Origin of the sequence: Providencia sp. PROV202 (assembly GCF_028479565.1) — a bacterium.
GTDB classification, from domain to species: Bacteria; Pseudomonadota; Gammaproteobacteria; order Enterobacterales; family Enterobacteriaceae; genus Providencia; species Providencia zhijiangensis.
Window position 1 is genome coordinate 185,168 of the sequence record NZ_JAMPNV010000009.1, and the last position, 19,598, is coordinate 204,765.

19 protein-coding genes are annotated in these 19,598 nt (G+C 43.3%); 11 read left to right on the forward strand and 8 right to left on the reverse strand.

All coding sequences use genetic code 11. The features are described from left to right. Positions 1-31: 31 nt before the first annotated feature. Together hemP and PR799_RS06115 are read right to left on the reverse strand one after the other, a co-directional pair. Positions 32-223, reverse strand: a complete 192-nt coding sequence (gene hemP / locus PR799_RS06110; protein WP_154602583.1) for a hemin uptake protein HemP — start codon at positions 221-223, stop codon at positions 32-34. A gap of 220 nt (positions 224-443) precedes the next feature. Beyond that, positions 444-1,328, reverse strand: coding sequence for a LysR family transcriptional regulator (locus PR799_RS06115; RefSeq protein WP_272521482.1), 885 nt, complete (start codon positions 1,326-1,328; stop codon positions 444-446). A gap of 97 nt (positions 1,329-1,425) precedes the next feature. On the opposite strand from PR799_RS06115, the gene PR799_RS06120 reads away from it, so the two are divergent. Beyond that, entirely contained in the window at positions 1,426-1,866 is a 441-nt protein-coding gene (locus tag PR799_RS06120) for a PACE efflux transporter (protein ID WP_154627392.1), read from the forward strand. Between the two features lie 43 nt (positions 1,867-1,909). Here the strand turns inward: PR799_RS06120 and PR799_RS06125 are convergent, their stop codons facing one another. Together PR799_RS06125 and PR799_RS06130 are read right to left on the reverse strand one after the other, a co-directional pair. Continuing rightward, positions 1,910-3,094, reverse strand: a complete 1,185-nt coding sequence (locus tag PR799_RS06125) for a cyanate transporter (RefSeq protein ID WP_154627393.1) — start codon at positions 3,092-3,094, stop codon at positions 1,910-1,912. Between the two features lie 2 nt (positions 3,095-3,096). Continuing rightward, entirely contained in the window at positions 3,097-3,564 is a 468-nt protein-coding gene (locus tag PR799_RS06130) for a nucleoside deaminase (RefSeq protein WP_272521483.1), read from the reverse strand. Between the two features lie 157 nt (positions 3,565-3,721). Between PR799_RS06130 and PR799_RS06135 the strand changes: the two genes are divergently transcribed. Next, on the forward strand, positions 3,722-4,576 hold the full coding sequence (locus PR799_RS06135) for a LysR substrate-binding domain-containing protein (RefSeq protein ID WP_272521484.1): 855 nt from the start codon (positions 3,722-3,724) through the stop codon (positions 4,574-4,576). Here PR799_RS06135 and PR799_RS06140 read toward each other — a convergent pair. Next, entirely contained in the window at positions 4,573-5,508 is a 936-nt protein-coding gene (locus PR799_RS06140) for a LysR substrate-binding domain-containing protein (protein ID WP_154600026.1), read from the reverse strand. The genes PR799_RS06135 and PR799_RS06140 overlap by 4 nt on opposite strands. A 600-nt stretch (positions 5,509-6,108) precedes the next feature. Between PR799_RS06140 and PR799_RS06145 the strand changes: the two genes are divergently transcribed. The 7 genes from PR799_RS06145 (at position 6,109) to PR799_RS06175 (ending at position 14,793) form a co-directional block, all read left to right on the forward strand. Next, complete coding sequence (locus PR799_RS06145) at positions 6,109-6,714, forward strand: ankyrin repeat domain-containing protein (RefSeq protein WP_154627397.1); 606 nt, start codon at positions 6,109-6,111, stop codon at positions 6,712-6,714. An 18-nt stretch (positions 6,715-6,732) separates the two neighbouring features. Next, positions 6,733-7,656, forward strand: coding sequence for a DUF2877 domain-containing protein (locus PR799_RS06150; RefSeq protein ID WP_272521485.1), 924 nt, complete (start codon positions 6,733-6,735; stop codon positions 7,654-7,656). Then, complete coding sequence (gene fdrA / locus PR799_RS06155; RefSeq protein WP_154627398.1) at positions 7,646-9,196, forward strand: acyl-CoA synthetase FdrA; 1,551 nt, start codon at positions 7,646-7,648, stop codon at positions 9,194-9,196. The genes PR799_RS06150 and fdrA overlap by 11 nt, the downstream gene beginning before the upstream one ends. Next, positions 9,196-10,611, forward strand: a complete 1,416-nt coding sequence (locus PR799_RS06160; protein ID WP_272521486.1) for a DUF1116 domain-containing protein — start codon at positions 9,196-9,198, stop codon at positions 10,609-10,611. The genes fdrA and PR799_RS06160 overlap by 1 nt, the downstream gene beginning before the upstream one ends. A gap of 154 nt (positions 10,612-10,765) precedes the next feature. Continuing rightward, positions 10,766-12,328, forward strand: coding sequence for a xanthine permease (locus PR799_RS06165; RefSeq protein WP_154627399.1), 1,563 nt, complete (start codon positions 10,766-10,768; stop codon positions 12,326-12,328). Positions 12,329-12,402: 74 nt separating this feature from the next. Next, positions 12,403-13,353, forward strand: coding sequence for a carbamate kinase family protein (locus PR799_RS06170; RefSeq protein WP_154627400.1), 951 nt, complete (start codon positions 12,403-12,405; stop codon positions 13,351-13,353). 57 nt (positions 13,354-13,410) lie between these two features. Continuing rightward, entirely contained in the window at positions 13,411-14,793 is a 1,383-nt protein-coding gene (locus PR799_RS06175) for an amidohydrolase family protein (RefSeq protein ID WP_272521488.1), read from the forward strand. Between the two features lie 131 nt (positions 14,794-14,924). On the opposite strand, the gene PR799_RS06180 is transcribed toward PR799_RS06175, so the two are convergent. The 3 genes from PR799_RS06180 to PR799_RS06190 all read right to left on the reverse strand — a co-directional run bounded on the left by PR799_RS06180 (position 14,925) and on the right by PR799_RS06190 (position 18,247). Further along, positions 14,925-15,953 carry an isoaspartyl peptidase/L-asparaginase family protein gene (locus PR799_RS06180; protein ID WP_154627402.1) on the reverse strand — a complete coding sequence of 343 codons (1,029 nt, stop codon included), beginning with the start codon at positions 15,951-15,953 and terminating at the stop codon, positions 14,925-14,927. Between the two features lie 224 nt (positions 15,954-16,177). Next, the gene (locus PR799_RS06185) at positions 16,178-17,206 is read right to left on the reverse strand and encodes a methionine synthase (RefSeq protein WP_272521489.1); all 1,029 of its coding nucleotides are present in this window, start codon (positions 17,204-17,206) and stop codon (positions 16,178-16,180) included. 63 nt (positions 17,207-17,269) lie between these two features. Then, the gene (locus tag PR799_RS06190; protein WP_154627404.1) at positions 17,270-18,247 is read right to left on the reverse strand and encodes a DUF1852 domain-containing protein; all 978 of its coding nucleotides are present in this window, start codon (positions 18,245-18,247) and stop codon (positions 17,270-17,272) included. A 367-nt stretch (positions 18,248-18,614) separates the two neighbouring features. Between PR799_RS06190 and PR799_RS06195 the strand changes: the two genes are divergently transcribed. Next, entirely contained in the window at positions 18,615-18,878 is a 264-nt protein-coding gene (locus tag PR799_RS06195; protein ID WP_154602595.1) for a type B 50S ribosomal protein L31, read from the forward strand. Then, the gene (gene zinT, locus PR799_RS06200; RefSeq protein WP_442959908.1) at positions 18,878-19,519 is read left to right on the forward strand and encodes a metal-binding protein ZinT; all 642 of its coding nucleotides are present in this window, start codon (positions 18,878-18,880) and stop codon (positions 19,517-19,519) included. Before PR799_RS06195 ends, zinT begins: the two co-directional genes overlap by 1 nt. Positions 19,520-19,598 lie beyond the last annotated feature (79 nt).

Sequence of the window (19,598 nt, forward strand, 5' to 3'; positions counted from 1 at the left end):
TTGAAACAAACTGCGTTGTGAAGACGAAAAACTATTTGGTCAGAATTAATTTACCTGTGCGAGTTTGGCGCAATTGATAAATTTCACCTCGGTGCTCAATGGAAATTTTGCCTGATGCACCTAATAATTTTTGGCTTTCAATAAGCCCATTTTTAGCAGCAAAATCAGTTAATGAGGTTGATTTTGTGGTTTCTTCAATAATGTCAGAAAGTGGCTTGGTCATGTTGTTCACCACAGAAATTTTGTTGTCAATAAGAATGATATTGATAATTATTATCTTTAAAAGCATTGGCAATATCAAGTGATTTTCACAATTGATCAACAAACATAATTCACCAACAAAAGTGTCGTATCACGAATGGGATCTATATTTATGATGTAAATAGAGATTTACCCGACTTTTGGAGGGGGGATTGAACCACTCCTGAAATGACTCAAAATGATTAGTACATGTTCGTTTTTAAAAGCTCTATACACTCTTGAGCGCCACGTTTGAGTACTTGGCCTTTTAAGCAAACGACATGGACAGGAAGCACTAAGCCATTCGGGGTGTTTTTAAATTCTAAACGCTTGAGTAAACCTGCCTCTAAGTCAGTTTTGATTAATGAAGCGGGTAAATTTCCCCAACCCATCCCTTTTTTAACCAATTCTAACGCCATCGTAAAACTATCTGTGCGCCAATAATGGCTAGAAACGATAGAGCGAAAATCACTGATAGGATGGTGAGGGCTCGCGACAATAATTTGGCGTGTCTGAACGAGATCTTCGATATACAGCGTATTATTCGGTTTATTTGAGGGGTAATCGGCGCTGATGGTCGCCGTTAATGATTCATAACCAATACATTCGAATTGTTCCTGAGCATTGACATATAACCCACCAAAGGCAATAGCTAGCTGAAGACGTTCGCTGTGCAGTAACGGCAAAATATCGTCTTGAGGCGCAGTGATCAGCTCCACATGCATCAACGGGTAACGTTGGCTCAATGTATGCAAGGCATTAACTAACACATTGGGATTAACCCCTTCAGCCACACCGATCGTGAGCGTGCTTTCTACGCCTTGGGTAAGTTCCCGTGAGAAAACATTCAACTGACGCAAGTTATCCACAATATTTCGGGCATAAGGGGCGAGAGAAAGCGCTTGTTCTGTGGGTTTGGGTTCTCGCGTATGGCGCTCAAATAGTGAAAAACCAAGCTCTGCTTCAAGGTTGGCAATCGCCATGCTAACCGCCGAAGGGACTTTATGCAGCGATCTAGCCGCTGCGGAAAAAGAGCCTTTATCGAGCACAGTTAAGAAAATCATCAGGTTTTCACTATTAAATGGCATCTTAGACCTTTCAGTTTTGTTGATAGTAGCTGACTTTTATTATCATTAATGTTGATTTAATTTACCAGCCTTCGGCAAACAAAATATGAGATAAAAAATGCAAGGTATTAAACGTAAAGTGGTTTTTATTACGAGCTACGAAGTCATTGGCTGGATGATTTCATCGTTGGCACTGGCTTTTCTTTCGGGGAATTCCGCGGGAACCACGGGGCCTTTAGCGCTGGTGATCACCACGATAGCGGTGACATGGAATTTTATTTTCAATGTGGTATTTGAATATTGGGAATCAAAGCAGAAATCAAGAATTAGAACGTTTAGACGTCGTTTCGCCCATGCGGTGTTATTCCAGCTAACGCTGGTGGTATTTTTGATCCCACTGATTGCATGGTGGCTATCAATATCGCTCTGGCAGGCGCTTATTTTAGATTTTGCCCTGATTATCTTTATCCCGGTTTATACCTTTTTCTTTAACTGGGCATTTGACAAAATTTTTGGGTTACCAAAATCGGCATTGGCGCAAGAAGAAACCTCCGCATAAAGTGAAGGAGATGGCAATGAGGCCATCTCCTTGGTTATTAAGCTTATTTCACGCTAAAAATCTGGTGATATCCTTTAGGATTTAAACGCAAAAATAGCAGTAAAGTCATCATAACCAGGACACAATGCAGCAACCAAACAGGGGTAAAACTGTGGCTAAATTGCTGTAATGCTGCCGCAACTAAAGGTCCAAAAGCGGCGATGATAAAGCCGCCTGCTTGCATTAAGGCCGTCAGGATCCCCGCGCTAGCAGGGTGGGGGATATGATCTAAAGAGGTAATAATGGTTAAGGCGAAGCAGCCACCCAAGCCACAGCCCAACAGACCCACCCACAGCAACGGTAGCGTATTAGGAAATAGGATTAACCCAGCAAATCCCAAGGCTTGGCTTACCAGCGTCACTGTGAGCCAAAAACGGCGGTCAATATTATGGGACGCTAATATCGGGATCATCAATGCCGCAGCCGCTTGGAAAATGGTTAAAACCGCCACCAGAGAACCGCTTTCTGTAGCACTGAAACCTTGTTGTTGAAAGAAAGGCGCCAGCCATGTCACGGCAGTTGCGTAACCCGCATTCACTAAACCAAATCCCGCCATTAATAGCCACGCTCTTGGCTGCTTAAGATAGGTCAATACACTTAGCTGAGCTGGTGTATTTTTCGTGTCTGAAGAACGAATATTTATGATGATGGCAATCAGAGCGATCAGTGCTGGCAATGCAAGCCATGCGAGCCCACTTTGCCAATTCCCTGAAATGTGGGTAATTAGCGGTGTTAATTGCGCTCCCAGCGCGCCACCGACCATGAGCGTGGCTGAATATAACCCCGTCATGGCGGCCATTTTTTGCGGAAACGAAAACTTTATCAAGCCGGGGAAAACCGCTTGAATATAAGCTGCTCCCATTCCACACAAAAATGCGGTCATTAACAGTGCGTTCGCATCAGAAACAAATAATCGGCAGAAAGAGCCCATCAGCAGCAGTAACATCGCGAGGCTAATACCCAATTTATCGCCTAATTTTTGATTTAATGCGGGGACAACCAAAGCCCCAAAACCCATGAGTAACATGGGGATCAGCGTTAACAGCGAAACGCTCTGGTAGCTCATTCCGGTGGTCTGAATGATATTATCGATGACTGGCCCAGGCCCTGTCATAAAGGGGCGTAAATTGATACCGACAAGGGCAATCGTCAGAATCAAGCCAAAAGAGGTAGACAGTGGTTTTTTCATGTTTACACGTGATGCCGTTGCCACCAAGTTTGATATAGCATGGATTGCGTCTCATCCTTTGGTTTTAATTGGATAAATTGCAAACCACTTTGTTGGTCAGGAGAAACTCTTAATGCTTCAGCTATCGCCTCTGTCGACAATCCAAAAGGTTCAGCATCTTGGTTCGAATAGGCATAAACGACACGTTTAATGCCAGACATCCGGATCGCAGCAAGGCACATCGGGCAAGGCTGACCGCTAGCATAGACGGTGCAATCATCGAGTCTAATGCTATTTAACGCCTCTCCCGCTTGGCGTAATGCGAGTAATTCAGCGTGTGCAGTCGGGTCGTGTCGTTCCAACATTTGGTTCACGCCAGTGGCAATAATTTGCCCATCTTTGACGACCACTGCACCAAATGGGCGTCCACCTGCGGCGACATTGTCAGAGGCGAGGGTGATTGCATGTTGTAAAAATTGTTTATCGAGCATGACTTGTGCTCCTGATTTATCGAGTATTCTAATAAGATTACTGATGAGTTGACATGGTGTCATTTCAGTAATGTCCATCAAATGCGTTGTTCCCTTCAATCTAATCAAAAATTGTGATATTTAAAAATTAAATAATTAAATCTCAGGTATTAAAAAAATGAATTCGTTGCTTAACTTTGTGTTATTGAAAACATTCGTTACCGTTGCAGAAACAGGAAATTTTACGGTGGCTTCACAGCAATTAAATTCAACGCAATCGACGTTGAGCCAGCAAGTTCAGCGATTGGAAAGTCTTGTTGGGCAACCGTTGTTTGTCAGGGGGCACCGGATGTTAACCCTGACAGAAACAGGGGAAGTGTTGCTGGGATATGCGAAAAATATTCTGGCACTTAACGATACGTTTTTTATGAAAATAACTGGGAATGCGATTATTCAAACTCTGCGATTAGGTTTTCCTGAAGATTTGGCGTCGGGATTAGTGACACCGACATTGGCGGCATTTATGCAAGCACATCCTAATGTCCGATTAGAGGTGACTAGTGGACTGAGTCGCCAACTACAGCAACACTATCAACATGGTGAATTGGATTTGATCATTGTGAAACAACGAAAAGGGGAGTTTCATAGTGATTATCATTGGTCAGAGCCTCTTTGCTGGCTAGCGAGTCGCCAGCAACATGTTCTTCCCACGGATTCTGTTCCTCTGATTGTTTTTCCAGAAAATGGGCTGTACCGGAATGATATGTTTAGGTTGTTAGATAATGAGCAACGCCCTTGGCACATTACTTACACTTGCACCAGTCTGGCAGGTATCCAAAGTGCGATTACTGACGGATTAGGCGTTAGCCTGTTACCTGTACGCGCTAAATTACCCCAGCATCGAATCTTGACAGCAGAAGAGGGGTTTCCTCCTGCCCAAGAGATGGAACTGGCGATGCATTTCCACAAAGAATCATCGGAGATGGTTTCAGTATTGGCGGCGCAGTTAGCTCATCAATTAGAACCACGTTAATTGGCGATGGGCTTGAGCAAATCACTGTAAAGTTCCGTTAAGACCCCATTTGCCATAAATTCTTTCCTGATCCATTGGGTGACTAGCCCTGTCGCAGAGTGTTGAGTGGCTAATAGCATGTGAGAATCCTGCCTTGGATTTTGTATTTGCTTAGTGACTAAGACACCGGTTTTCACATGTTCTTTGACCATATAGTCGGGTAAAAACCCGATCCCTTCACCTAAGATTTGGCACTGGCATTTTGTGTTGAAATCGGGCACTTGAATCGCCTCTTGCCCGTGCAGTAACCATCCAACGCGTTTATTGATGGTATGCGCGGTATCTTCCACCATAATATTTGGGTAGAGGCGCAGTTGGCTTTCGGCAATTGGTTCTGGCATTAAGGCTAAAGGGTGACTAGACGCTATGGCAAACTGCCAGTGTATGGCACCAATTTCGGTGTAATCAATCCCGCCGCCATCCATGAGTGTACCCGGCGCCCCAATCGCAATATCCGCATGGTTATTGATAATGGCATCCCAAACACCGTTATACACTTCCGTGGTCACAGTGATCTGGCAGGTACCAAATTGCTTTTTCAAGATTTGCAGCAATTTTGCCGTATGGTAAGGAGTGTAGATCAACTGATTGATACAGATGCGAACACGGGCTTCAATCCCTTGTTCAATAGAATCGATACTTTTTTTGATGAGATGAAAATTATTCAGAAGGTCGGTGGCTTTGCGATAAAAATAGTATCCCGCTTCGGTCAATTCAATATTACGGGTATCGCGGATAAACAGTGCGACATCTAAATAGGTTTCGATACGTTTTATCGTGTAACTCACCGCGGATGTGGTAATGCCAAGTTCTTCGGCCGCTTTACTGAAACTGGCAAATTTAGCTGCGGTGGTATAGGTCAATAAATTTTCTTCGGTAAAAATAGAGTTCATGTGTTGTGTCCCAAAGTGCGTGAAAATTAGCCTAAATAACGTTTTCTGTGAATACAATTCAATAGCTTAAAAAATAGGCTTTTTATTGATTGTTTTTGATAGCCCTCTGCGGGGATATTTATCTATTCTGTACAATAAATAGTATTTAATTTATGTCACCATAAAAAGCAACTAATGAAATGCATGCTTACATTCAAACTAATTAATATTATTGAATTAAATGAAAAAACAGCCATTAGAGGATATTGGCTTTATAAACAAAAAAATCACAATGTTAACAATTTAAAAACCTTTGATTTGATGGCTGTCACAAAATTGAAGAAAGAATAAATTGGCAAACAGATTAACAAAATAATTTGGTCAAATTGCATAGAAAATAGACAAAAAAACATCAATAAAGGTCAGTGAAGGATGCTTTCACGCACAAAAATGCTTGATTGTTGAATTTAAATCAATAATAAGGTGGCAGATTGATGAATTAAATTTAAATGGATTCTATTTATTAATAGCAATTGCTATGCTCTCACCATGCTAAATAATCTTTAATTCATATTTAATTTGGCTATTAGAAAATTTAAATAGCTAAATGTGGAGAGCATTATGACAGAAAACACACTCGTTCAAGACTTTCTTAAAGCCGCAGAACAAGGCCAATTAGCTATTTTAAAAAATTGCCTTGAAAAAGGTGTTGATATTAATAGTACCAATCGCCAAGGTCGCACTGCTATTGTCAATGCGAGTTTAAATCAGCACTATGAGTGCGTTGATTTTCTTATTCATGCGGGTGCTGATATTAATAAACAAGACCAAACCTGTTTTAATCCATTTTTATTAAGTTGCCTAAATAATGATTTAACATTATTACGTTTAGTATTACCGGCTAATCCTAATTTAGATTTATTAACCCGTTTTGGTGGTGTTGGGATCACGCCAGCGAGTGAAAAAGGGCATGTGGAAATTGTGCGTGAATTACTGGAAAACACGGACATTAATGTTAACCACACCAACTTTGTCGGCTGGACTCCATTGCTAGAAGCGATTGTGCTGAATGATGGTGGTGTAAAACAGCAACAAATCGTAAAAATGCTGTTAGAGCACGGTGCCAATCCGCATATGACGGATAAATATGGTAAAAAACCATTAGAGTTGGCACAGGAAAAAGGCTATCACGAGATCGCTGAATTACTGATTGCGGCGGGTGCGTAACCACCCATAAGGGGGATTGTGGACAGACACCAATCTCAGCGGCAAAGCATTTATGGGTTAACGGCTGATGCGCATTTCTTGCATCTTTTGCATCAGCCATCATTAACAGGGAATGTAGAGCAAGTTTTTAATAAAGCCATTAATTTTTCTATTGATAACCAACTTTATACCTTGCTTGGCTCGCAAACGGATAATGCACCTAATAGCTGCCGAATAATTAATAAGGATTTTTTACCGTTAAATATAATGGCGGGCGATTCTGTTTTTATTTTAAATAATGAAATCCATATTGGTGAGAAATATGCTATTTCATTTTTATTATGTAAGAAATGGAACCCACCAACGGTTTATTTTATTAATGAAAAATTAAAAGAAGAAAAATACCATTATTTTCTTCAGTCTAAAATAAACGAAATTGATTCTATTTTAAATGATAAATCACATTCTCTGTTTAACTACCAAGGAGAGAACTGTTTTTATCTTGAATCATCAAAAAAATTAAATGAATTACGCTCCAGATTAATTAATTCATTTACCAATAAACGGCACCAAGCATTGACTAATATTGTGAGCCAGTTTGTTGGGCTAGGAATTGGGTTAACACCTTCAGGAGATGATTATTTAGTGGGATTGATGGCTTTTTTGTTGTTGAAACACCACCCTGCGAATGCCGTCTATCAGAGCTTTTATCAAGGCATTGCACAAAGCAAGGCGAATACAACACCTATCAGTGCCATTACGTTAGAAAAAGCATTAAACCAAGAGTATCGCGAAAATATACATCAACTGATCCAATGCTTAGTTGATGGGCGAGAAACAAATATTTATCCACAAATTTTAGAGATTTTAAATATCGGGTCTAGTTCAGGTTGCGACATGCTATTTGGCATTCGCGATGCGCTGTTTCTGACCCATTATTTCGGAGAAACACATGTCGACTAAAGTGGTCATAAAAAAGAATACCTATTTTGATTCCGTGTCATTGATGTCTATTTCCACCAAAGCCAACCAACTTGAAAATGTTGAGCAAGCCTTTGTGGCAATGGCAACAGAAATGAATAAAGGCGTGTTAAGAAACTTAGGTTTATTAACACCGGAATTAGAAGAAGCCAAAAACGGCGATTTAATGATAGTGATTAAAGGGCCTAGCGATGAAGCCAATGATGCGACATTGATTGCTATCGAAGAGCTGTTTAATAAGAAAAACCAAGGTGGCGGGCAGCATGAAGCCAAATATGCCACTACCAATTCCGCAAAAACACACATTCCTGATGCCAACTTAGCGGTTATTTCAGTTAATGGGCAATTTGCAGCTCGTGAAGCGCGTATTGCACTTGAAAATGATCTCAACGTGATGCTGTTCTCCGATAACGTTTCGATTGACGATGAGCTGGCGCTGAAACAGTTAGCGAGCCAAAAAGGGTTGTTAATGATGGGACCAGACTGCGGAACGGCGATCATTAATGGGACAGCCCTGTGTTTTGGTAACAATGTTCGTCGCGGTAGCATCGGAATTATTGGGGCATCCGGTACGGGAAGCCAAGAACTGAGTGTGCGCATCCATGAGTTTGGTGCGGGGGTTTCTCAGCTAATTGGTACGGGTGGTCGTGACCTGAGTGAAAAAATTGGCGGCATCATGATGATTGATGCACTGAAAATGCTGGATGCAGATGATGAAACCCAAGTTATTGCACTTATTTCTAAGCCACCAGCACCGATGGTTGCCAAAAAAGTGTTAGAACAAGCTGAAAAATGCCATAAGCCAGTGGTGGTTTGTTTCTTAGGAAGTCAACCGTTACCGGATGATAAACCAGGCTTAACTTTTGCCCAAGGCACAAAAGAAGCTGCTTTGAAAGCCGTTTTACTGACTGGTATTCGTAAAGAAGATTTAGACCTTCATCCTCTCAACCTGCCATTAATTGATGAAGTTCGAGCGTTACTGAAACCGGAACAAAAATACATTCGTGGTCTTTTCTGTGGCGGTACATTGTGTGATGAAGCAATGTTTGCAGCGCTGGAAAAATACGATGACGTCTATAGCAATATTCAACCTAACCCTGATTATCGTCTGAAAGATATCAATAAAAGTGTCGCCCATACCTTCCTCGACTTTGGTGATGATGATTTTACCAACGGTAAGCCACACCCAATGATCGACCCAACAAACCGCATCGAGCGTTTACTGCAAGAAGCGCGTGACCCAGAAGTTGGTGTGATCATGATGGACTTCGTGCTTGGCTTTGGTTCTCATGAAGATCCGGTTGGCGTGATGATTGACGCTATCAAAACAGCAAAAGAGATAGCGAAACAAGAAGGGCGTGAACTGGTGATCCTCGGCTATGTGTTGGGTACTGACCAAGATACGCCATCGATGGATGCACAAGTTAAGATGCTCACTGATGCAGGTGTGATTTGGGCGAGTAGCAGTACCAATACAGGTTTATTAGGACGTGAGTTTGTCTGGAAAGGGGAGAAAGCGTAATGACTTCATTATTTAAACAACCATTGAACGTTATCAATATCGGCATTGAGATGTTCAGTGATGACCTGAAAAAACAGCACGTTCCGGTGACTCAACTGAATTGGACGCCGCCGGGTCAAGGTAACGTAGCTGTGATCCGCGCGCTTGACCAAATTGAAGGCAACGCAGCGTTACAAGAAAAAATCGCCGCAGCGAACGCACAAGCGCTTGAGCGCATTATTCAGTCCCAGCCAGTACTCGTGGGTTATGACCAAGCCATTAATGTGGTACCGGGCATGACGAAAAACACCATTCTACATGCCGGCCCGCCAGTGGCATGGAAAGATATGTGTGGTGCGATGAAAGGCGCGGTGACAGGTGCTTTAGTTTTTGAAGGATTAGCAAAAGACTTAGCGGATGCGGAACGAGTTGCGGCTTCGGGCGAAATTATCTTTTCCCCATGCCATGAACATGATTGCGTAGGGTCAATGGCGGGTGTGACATCGGCATCGATGTTTATGCATATTGTCGAAAACAAAACTTACGGCAACCGTGCATTCACTAACTTGAGTGAGCAGATGGCAAAAATCTTGCGTATGGGGGCCAATGACCAGAGCGTTATTGACCGCTTGAATTGGATGCGTGATGTGCTGGGTCCAATGCTGCGTGACGCCATGAAAATCGTGGGTGAAATTGACCTGCGTTTAATGTTGGCGCAAGCGTTACATATGGGTGATGAATGCCATAACCGTAACAATGCGGGAACAACATTGCTGATCCAAGCACTGACTACGGGAATTATTCAAACCCAATTTACGGTTGCACAGCAAAAAGAAGTCTTTGATTTCGTGGCAAGTAGCGACTATTTCTCGGGCCCTACATGGATGGCAATGTGTAAAGCGTCAATGGATGCTGCACACGGTATTGAATACAGCACCGTCGTGACTACCATGGCGCGTAATGGTTATGAGTTTGGTTTACGCATTAGCGGGTTACCGGGGCAGTGGTTTACAGGCCCTTCTCAGCAAGTGATTGGTCCAATGTTCGCAGGTTATAAACCGGAAGACTCAGGTTTAGACATTGGTGACTCGGCTATCACAGAAACGTATGGGATTGGCGGGTTTGCGATGGCAACAGCACCGGCTATCGTGGCACTCGTTGGGGGAACCGTTGAAGAAGCGGTAGATTTCTCTCGCCAAATGCGAGAAATCACCCTTGGAGAGAACCCGAACGTCACGATTCCATTATTAGGTTTTATGGGCATCCCGACAGCGATTGATATCACGAAAGTCGCAGCCAGTGGCATTCTTCCAGTGATTAACACGGCGATTGCGCATAAAGATGCAGGTATTGGAATGATTGGGGCAGGGATTGTACATCCTCCGTTTGATTGCTTCGAAAAAGCGATGCTTTCTTACGCGAAACACTATGCATAGTGGTATTGAGCCCAAAACTCACTAAGCAAAAATAATGCCCGGCTTCGGTCGGGCGATAAAAATAAAGCAACGCATTCCCTGAATTGTTCAGTGGCATAAGAGATAGACCGTCAACAACGTGCTGCTAAGGTGTGAGGGGAATGGGAGTAAGAATATGAGTCTATTAAATATTAAATGGAAACGTGGTGATTTGGCGGCCTATTTTGGTTTGATGACCAATAACCTCACGAACCTACTCACCATGATGGGCTTACTGATTTTTGTTGTCGGCATCCCAGCGGAAATTGTTTATGGTCGTATCGCGCCAGCGTTTGGTTTTGCTGTATTGCTTGCCAGTGTAAGTTACGCTTACTTTGGTCAGCAGATGATCAAACAAACGGGACGAAATGACGTTACGGCACTGCCATCAGGGCCAAGCGCACCTTCTATCTTCACCGTGACCTTCTTAGTGATCATGCCGGTTTACCAAACCACCAAAGATCCTGAATTTGCTCTGCAAATTGCGTTGGTCTGGTGTTTTGTGGAATCGATGATTTTAGTGGGTGGATCTTTCCTAGGTGAAACCATCCGTAAGATGATCCCACGTACCGTATTATTATCGTGCTTATCGGGTCTCGGATTATTATTACTGGCGATGAACCCGATGCTGCAAGCATTTGAAGCACCAACGGTTTCGTTTATTGTCCTGCTGTTAATTTTCATCAACTGGTTTGGTAAAAAGCCTATCTTTGCACGTATTCCTACAGGGTTGCTGCTGCTTATCGCGGGTTCTGCCTTAGCATGGATTTCGGGCTTACAAAGTCCGGAAGCGATTACGGCATCCATGGCGTCATTTGGTTTTAACCCGCCAAGTATCCATGTGGATAGCTTCTTCCAAGGTTTACCTCACGCACTGCCATACTTGGCCTCAGCGGTACCTTTAGGTTTAGCGAACTATATCTTCGACCTTGAAAATATTGAAAGTGCTCACGCAGCGGGTGATGAATACAACACACGTAAAGTGATGCTAGCAAACGGTTTATCTTCAACCGTGGGCGTCGTGCTGGGCAACCCATTCCCTGTGACTGTGTATGTGGGTCATGCGGGTTGGAAAGCGATGGGCGCAAGTGTGGGTTATACACTAGCATCCGGTATCACCATGTTTATCGTCCCGTTATTTGGTATTGGCGCATTTATGCTCGCAGTGATCCCAATGACGGCCATTGTCCCTATCTTAGTGTTTATCGGTGTAGTGACCGCTAACCAAGTGGTGCGAGAAACACCGAAAGTCGAAGTGCCTGTGATTTTTATCTGTCTATTCCCATGGATTGCGAACTGGGCATTGACGATGGTTAACAGTGTCATGGGAGCGGCAGGGACATCTGCAAGCGCGATTGGTACGGAAGTTCTGTTACACAAAGGCGTTTATTACCAAGGTCTGGTTCACTTAGGTAACGGCGCACCACTGGCAAGTATGTTATGGGGCTGTATCGCTATCTTCGCCATCTTAAACAAGCCGTTACGTGGCGCGATTGCGGCGGCAGTGGGGGCGGTATTGGTCTTCTTTGGCATCATCCATTCCCCAGCGGTAGGTATTGCAACAGGTTCGGCATTGATGTTTGTCTACGCATACCTCATGATGGCGGCTTTGTTTGTTATCAAACACTTTTTAGATAGCCGCCAATCAGTGGAGCAGCAACAAGCTGAGAAAGCTGAAAAGCTCAGTAAATCAGCATAATACGCCAATCTTTATAGAGGGTGTACGCGGTACACCCACTATCTGCTAAATATTCGGTATCAGGATCCTTAATCATGAAAGAACTCGTGGTTGTTGCCATCGGGGGCAACAGTATTATTAAAGATAACAGCAGCCAATCCATTGAAGCTCAAGAAAAAGCAGTTCAAGAAGTGGCTCAGCACATCAGCGATATGCTCAAAGGTAATTACAATATTGTGCTGACTCACGGTAATGGGCCGCAGGTAGGGTTGGATTTGCGTCGCGCTGAAATCGCTCATGTGGCGGAAGGCCTACCGTTAACACCTCTGGCTAACTGTGTAGCAGATACTCAAGGGGGGATTGGCTATTTAGTCCAGCAAGCACTCACTAACGTATTAGCGAAACAGCAACATCGCCAAGCGGTAACGGTAGTTACCCAAGTGGAGGTCGATAAAAATGACCCGAACTTTGCGGCACCGACTAAGCCGATTGGCGCATTTTTCAGTAAAGAACAAGCGGAAGTATTGCAGCAGGAAAACCCAGATTGGCACTTTGTTGAAGATTCAGGGCGTGGATATCGCCGTGTGGTGGCATCCCCTGAACCTAAACGTGTCATTGAATCAGCGGCAATTCGCACATTGACTGAACATGATTATGTGGTTGTTGCGGCAGGCGGTGGTGGGATCCCTGTGGTGAATAATGGACAGGGCGGTTATCAAAGTGTGGATGCTGTTATTGATAAAGATTTATCGACCACGCTACTGGCGAAAGAGCTCAATGCGGATATTTTGATCATCACCACGGGTGTCGAAAAAGTGTGTATTCATTTTGGCAAACCGGAACAAAAAGCCCTCGGTGAAACCTCAACGACGGATATGCAGCGCTATATGGCAGAGGGGCATTTCCCAGCAGGAAGTATGCTACCGAAAATTGAAGCCAGTTTATCGTTTATCGCTAATGGTGGTAAGCGCGTGATTATCACGACTCCTGAAGCTTTGCCGGCAGCGTTACGTGGCGAGACGGGAACCCATATTATTCAAGGCTAAACCTCAGTCGTTCGACCTCATACGATGAGGTCGAACTCTCGATGATAAGGAGTTGCTATGAATTCAGAACAGTTGTCTGGTCGCAGAGAGTTTCTGACAACAAGTGCAAAAGTGGTGGCCGCTTGTACATTATTAGGTTCAGTATCTGCGGGAGCGGCGGCACAAAGCGCACCGAAGTCCGGTGTTTCTCGTATTGAGGATAAGCATTATTATTTAGATGATGCATTACTGGAAACGGGCTTTAACTTCCGTGATAGTACGGTGATTGGGACACAAACTGCATTACAAACCATCGAAATTAATGATGGAAAAATCGTGGCGGTTTTACCTAACAAGCAGCATCCTAACTCAGCGTTGAATGCCTATAGTGCACAGGGTAAATTGATGCTGCCTGCATTTCGAGATATGCATATCCATTTGGATAAAACCTTTTACGGCGGACCATGGCAAGCGCCGCAGTCCCGTGAAGGTAAAACCATTATGGATATGATCACGTTAGAGCAGAAAATGCTACCTGAATTGCAGCCTTTCACGCAAGAACGAGCGCATGCATTGATCGATCTGATTCAATCCCATGGTTCGACCATCGCGCGCAGCCATTGCAATATTGAACCTGTTTCTGGATTAAAAAACCTTGAAGCACTGCAAACGGTGTTGGATAAGCGCCAGCAAGATCTTACGTGCGAAATTGTGGCTTTCCCTCAACATGGTTTGCTGCTATCAAAATCAGTCCCTTTGATGCGAGAAGCGATGCAAGCGGGTGCACACTATGTGGGCGGGCTAGATCCGACCAATGTCGATGGTGCAATGGAAAAATCCCTTGATGCGATGTTCCAGATTGCACTGGATTATAACAAAGGGATTGATATCCATCTGCATGAGACAAGCCCGGCAGGACTTGCCGCTATCAACTATATGATAAAAACGGTGGATGAAAACCGCAGCTTGCGTGGCAAGGTGACAATTAGTCATGCTTTTGCATTAGCTATGTTAAATCCTGAAGATGCCGATGCGATGGCAAAACGCTTGGCTGAGCAGCAGATCACTATAGCCTCGACCGTGCCTATCGGGACATTACATATGCCATTAAAAACGCTGAATAAAAATGGTGTGTTTGTGATGACAGGGACTGACAGTGTGATTGATCACTGGTCGCCATTTGGTCTCGGGGATATGTTAGAAAAAGCCAACTTATATGCGCAGTTGTACACGCGTCCGGATGAGTTGGCATTATCTCGTTCCCTTGCTATCGCCACGGGCAATGTATTGCCGTTGGATGAAAAGGGCCAGCAAATGTGGCCAGCAAAAGGAGATGATGCCAGTTTTGTGCTGGTGGATGCCTCTTGCTCAGCAGAGGCAGTTGCGCGTATCTCTCCAAGGCAAGCCGCGTTCCATAAAGGGTATTTGGCCAGTGGTGTAGTTGAAAAGTCATTAGGCTGAGAGCCGTTGCCTATATAGGTATAGTTTATAATACATTGATTTATAGCTTATATTTTATAAATCAAGGTTATGAAGCCCACATTGGTGGGCTTTTGTATTTTTATGGCGTAGCGAATTTAAATGCGAGGTACTTAATCGTTTTTATAAATAGCGACTTGCGGTTTACCATCATTACCGATTGTTCCTCGGTACATCCCTTCTGAATTAAACTCCATTGCGTAGTTACCGGTTTTATCCAACACAATCACACCACCACTTCCGTTCAGCTCTTTGACTTCATCCAGCGCATTACGGGCGGCTTGGTCGATAGGTGTTTTGTTGTATTTGACTTGGGCTGCGATATTGTGCGCGGTAGCCGTACGGATAAACATTTCGCCAGAGCCTGTGGCTGAAACCGCGACGGTATTGTTGTCAGCGTAGTTTCCAGCACCAATGATTGGAGAGTCACCGACGCGACCGAAGCGTTTGTTGGTCATGCCTCCGGTGGATGTTCCTGCAGCGATATTACCATTTTTATCAAGCGCGACCGCGCCAACGGTGCCATATTTGTAGTCATACATCATTGGGTCAATAAAGAGAGCGGCCGTTTTTCCATCATGGTCGAGTACCACTTTCTCTTTTTCTTTGGCTTTTTGAAGTTGCTGCCAACGGAAATCGGTTCGGAAATACGATGGATCAACGATTTCAAGGCCTTGTTCCGCAGCGAATTGCTCGGCACCTTTAGAAACCATCATGACATGAGGGCTTTTGGTCATGACGGCATAAGCGGCATTAATCGGGTTTTTAATGTTGGTGACACCAGCCACCGCACCCGCTTTACGGTTGCTGCCGTCCATGATTGACGCATCCATTTCATTTTTGCCTTCATGGGTAAATACAGCGCCTTTTCCTGCGTTAAATAGCGGAGAATCTTCCATCACGTTAATAGAGGCTTGTACTGCATCAAGGCTACTACCGCCTTTGTTGAGTACGGCATAGCCTGCTTCTAAGGCTTCGGTCAGTTTTTCTTGATACTCTTTTTCTTGTGCTGGAGTAATGGTGTCTTTGGTAATAGTACCGGCTCCCCCGTGGATCACTAATCGGATTGGTGGCTCGCTTACGGCGTAAGCGTGCAGAGAAAATGAAGCTGCTAATAAACATCCTAGTAGAGATAATTTCATAGTTATTTCCTTCTTATTATTTAATCTTCGGTCGCTTTTTGAGCAAAAAAAGTATAGGGGGGAAAATACGTAGCCAGCAATATTGATAGAAGGATTCTGTGATAATGGCTGAAAGAATTTCATATATTTTCAGTAAATACGAATAAGGGGTGTGAGTGGCTATGAAAGGTTTAAAAATGATGAGATTTGGCGATGGATGAGATCGCCAAATCTGGGGTAATTTATTATGCGCCTAGTTCTTTTCGGATGATTTCCGCGCCTGCGCTTAAAGCGTTGAGTTTCCCTCTGGCAACATCGCGAGATAATGGCGCCATGCCGCAGTTAGTTGATGGATAAAGTTTGTCTGCATCAACAAATTGTAGGGCTTTTCGCAATGTATTGGCGACTTCTTCTGGGGTTTCGACAGTGTTGGTTGCCACATCAATCGCGCCGACCATCACTTTTTTACCGCGGATAAGTTCAATTAAGTCCATCGGAACGTTGGAGTTGTGACATTCCAGTGAAACGATATCGATATTCGAGCTTTGCAGTTTCGGGAAAGCTTCTTCGTATTGTCTCCACTCAGAACCCAATGTTTTTTTCCAATCGGTATTGGCTTTGATGCCATAGCCATAACAGATATGTACCGCAGTTTCACATTTCAGTCCTTCAATGGCTCTTTCGAGGGCTGCAATTCCCCAGTCATTCACTTCATCAAAAAATACGTTAAATGCCGGTTCATCAAACTGGATGATATCGATGCCTGCGGCTTCTAACTCTCTGGCTTCTTGGTTAAGAATTTTAGCAAACTCCCACGCCAATTTTTCACGGCTTTTATAGTGGCTATCATAGAGCGTGTCGATCATGGTCATTGGACCCGGCAGTGCCCATTTAATCGGTTTGTCAGTGAGTTGACGTAGATACTTGGCATCGTCCACAAATACTGGCTTTTGGCGAGCAACAGCGCCCACAACGGTTGGTACGCTGGCATCGTAACGGTCACGAATTTTTACCACTTGGCGTTTTTCAAAATCCACGCCACTCAAGTGTTCAATAAAGGTGGTCACAAAGTGTTGGCGAGTTTGTTCGCCATCGCTCACGATGTCGATGCCCGCACGTAATTGATCGTCCAGAGATAAACGCAGGGCATCTTGTTTGCCAGCGATAAGTTCTTCGTTGTTCAATTTCCATGGAGACCAAAGTTTTTCTGGTTCTGCTAACCAAGATGGTTTTGGCAAGCTGCCGGCGGTGGAAGTGGGTAATAATATTTTCATTGCAGATGACCTTTTATTTTATTTTTTATAAATACGCGATTTGATTAAATTGACCGACTTTTATTAAAGTGAATAGCTTGCAGACCATTTTTCAAGGATCGTCTGGTAAGGTTTAATGAAGTGTTCTTCAGTAAATTTACCTTGTTCAATGGCGAGTTGGCTGCGTTCTTCACGGTCATAAACAATTTTGGTTAATGAGTAATCCTGTTGATTTAAGCTCGGTTGATAACATTCACCCGCCACCGTGTTGGCATTATAAATTTCAGGACGATAAATTTTTTGGAACGTTTCCATGGTGCTAATCGTGCTGATTAACTCAAGGTTGGTGTAGTCGCTCAGCAAGTCTCCCGTAAAATAAAAGGCTAAAGGGGCAGCGCTATTTTTCGGCATAAAGTAACGAACCTGTAAGCCCATTTTTCCGAAGTATTGCTCGGTTAAAGAGGCGTTACTTGGCTGATATTCAATGCCTAATATAGGATGTTGATTCCCAGTGCGATGATAGGTATCTCTATTTGAGACACTTAAACAGATCACGGGAGATTTATTAAAGTTCGCTTTGTACTCTTTGGAATTAATAAACGACTTAAAAATATTGCCATGCAGGCAGCCAAATTTAGTCGGAATACTAAACTCTGCTTGGTTTTTATTATGTTCCAACAGTAAAACGCTAAAATCATAATCCCGTACGTAGGATGAAAAATTATTTCCCACAATTCCTTCAATACGTTGCTGCGCTTTTTTATCGATGATGTTGGTTTTTAAGATTTCAATGACAGGGAAGGCGCTGCCGTTTTTTTCAACGTTCATCTCGACAGAGATAATTTCCAACTCAACCGCATAGCGATCGCTTTTAGGGTTATCCCAATACGCGAGTGAATTGAAGCGATTGTTGATCATCACTAATGCGTTACGCAGGTTTTCTTGGCGGCTTTTGCCTCTGGCTAAATTTGCAAAGTTGGTCGTAATTCGCGTGTTTTCCGATGGGTTGTAATTTTCATCAAAAATGCTGCGCGTGATATTAAAGGTAAATTCTGTATTCATGATTTTGCATCCTAGCTCTAATAGGAAAACGGCGTTTATTTCTTGATTACAGAGATGTTGCACGTTTTCTCACTAATCAATTTTTATGTAGCCAGTAAGTTAATATGTTTAATTTATGCCAGAGCAAGGCGGGGAGTTAAAGCGACTTAATTTCATTTCGAACATGAAGAAAGTTCATGATCAGCATTCAAGGTAAAGGAAATTCAAGTTTATTTATTGTTGATGGGATTATGTGCAGATTATTTCAGTGCATCTTAAGTCGATATTCCTCGTGTATTTCCCACATAAAATCCATGGTTAAAAAAGAGTAGTCAATCGCTCTAAAAAACATTAATGTTATATTATAACATAACAAAAGGAGCTAGCGATGAAGCCAAATATTCATCCAGATTACCGAGTGGTGATCTTTCACGATACCGCAGCAGATGCTTATTTTAAGGTTGGGTCAACCATAAAAACAGAAAGAACCATTGAGTTTGAAGGGCAAAGTTATCCGTATGTTCCTCTCGATGTGTCCTCGCATTCTCACCCGTTTTATACCGGGAAACAGAAAACCCATTCACAGGAAGGGAATGTTGCTCGCTTTAATAAGCGTTTTGGGAATTTTGTTCAAACCAGAGAGGAAAAATGATGACAAAAAATATTCTTTCACTGCTTGTATTAGCCAGTTTATTCAGTCACACAGCGATGGCACACGGACATCATCATGATAAGCCGCAAACGGAAGCGCAACGCAATGCGGCAAAAGGTATTTTTGATAATAGTGATGTTAAAGACCGTAAATTGAGTGATTGGGACGGTGTTTGGCAATCGGTCGAGCCTTATCTTGCTAATGGAACGTTAGATCCAGTAATGCTGGATAAGGCTGCAAAGAATAAGGATAAAACCGCGCAAGAGTATCGAGATTATTATGCCAAAGGGTATAAAACCGATGTGGATATGATTGGTATTGAGAATAATATTATTGAATTCCACCGTGGGGATAAGGTCGCTCAGTGCCAATATGATTACGCGGGTTACCGAGTTTTAAATTATTCTTCAGGCAAAAAGGGTGTCCGATATTTATTTGAGTGTAAGGATAAAAATAGCCAAGCTCCGAAGTTTATCCAGTTTAGCGACCATATTATTGCTCCAGAGAAAGCCGGGCATTTCCATCTTTATATGGGAAATGAATCTCAGGAGGCTTTATTGACTCAATTAGAGAATTGGCCAACGTATTATCCATATTCTATGAGCGGTAAGGATATTGTGCATGAAATGATGGAGCATTGATAATCTATTAGCCTAGTTATTTAACGTTAGCACCCCCAGAGTTTATTCTGGGGGGCATATCAGCCATCATGCACATCAG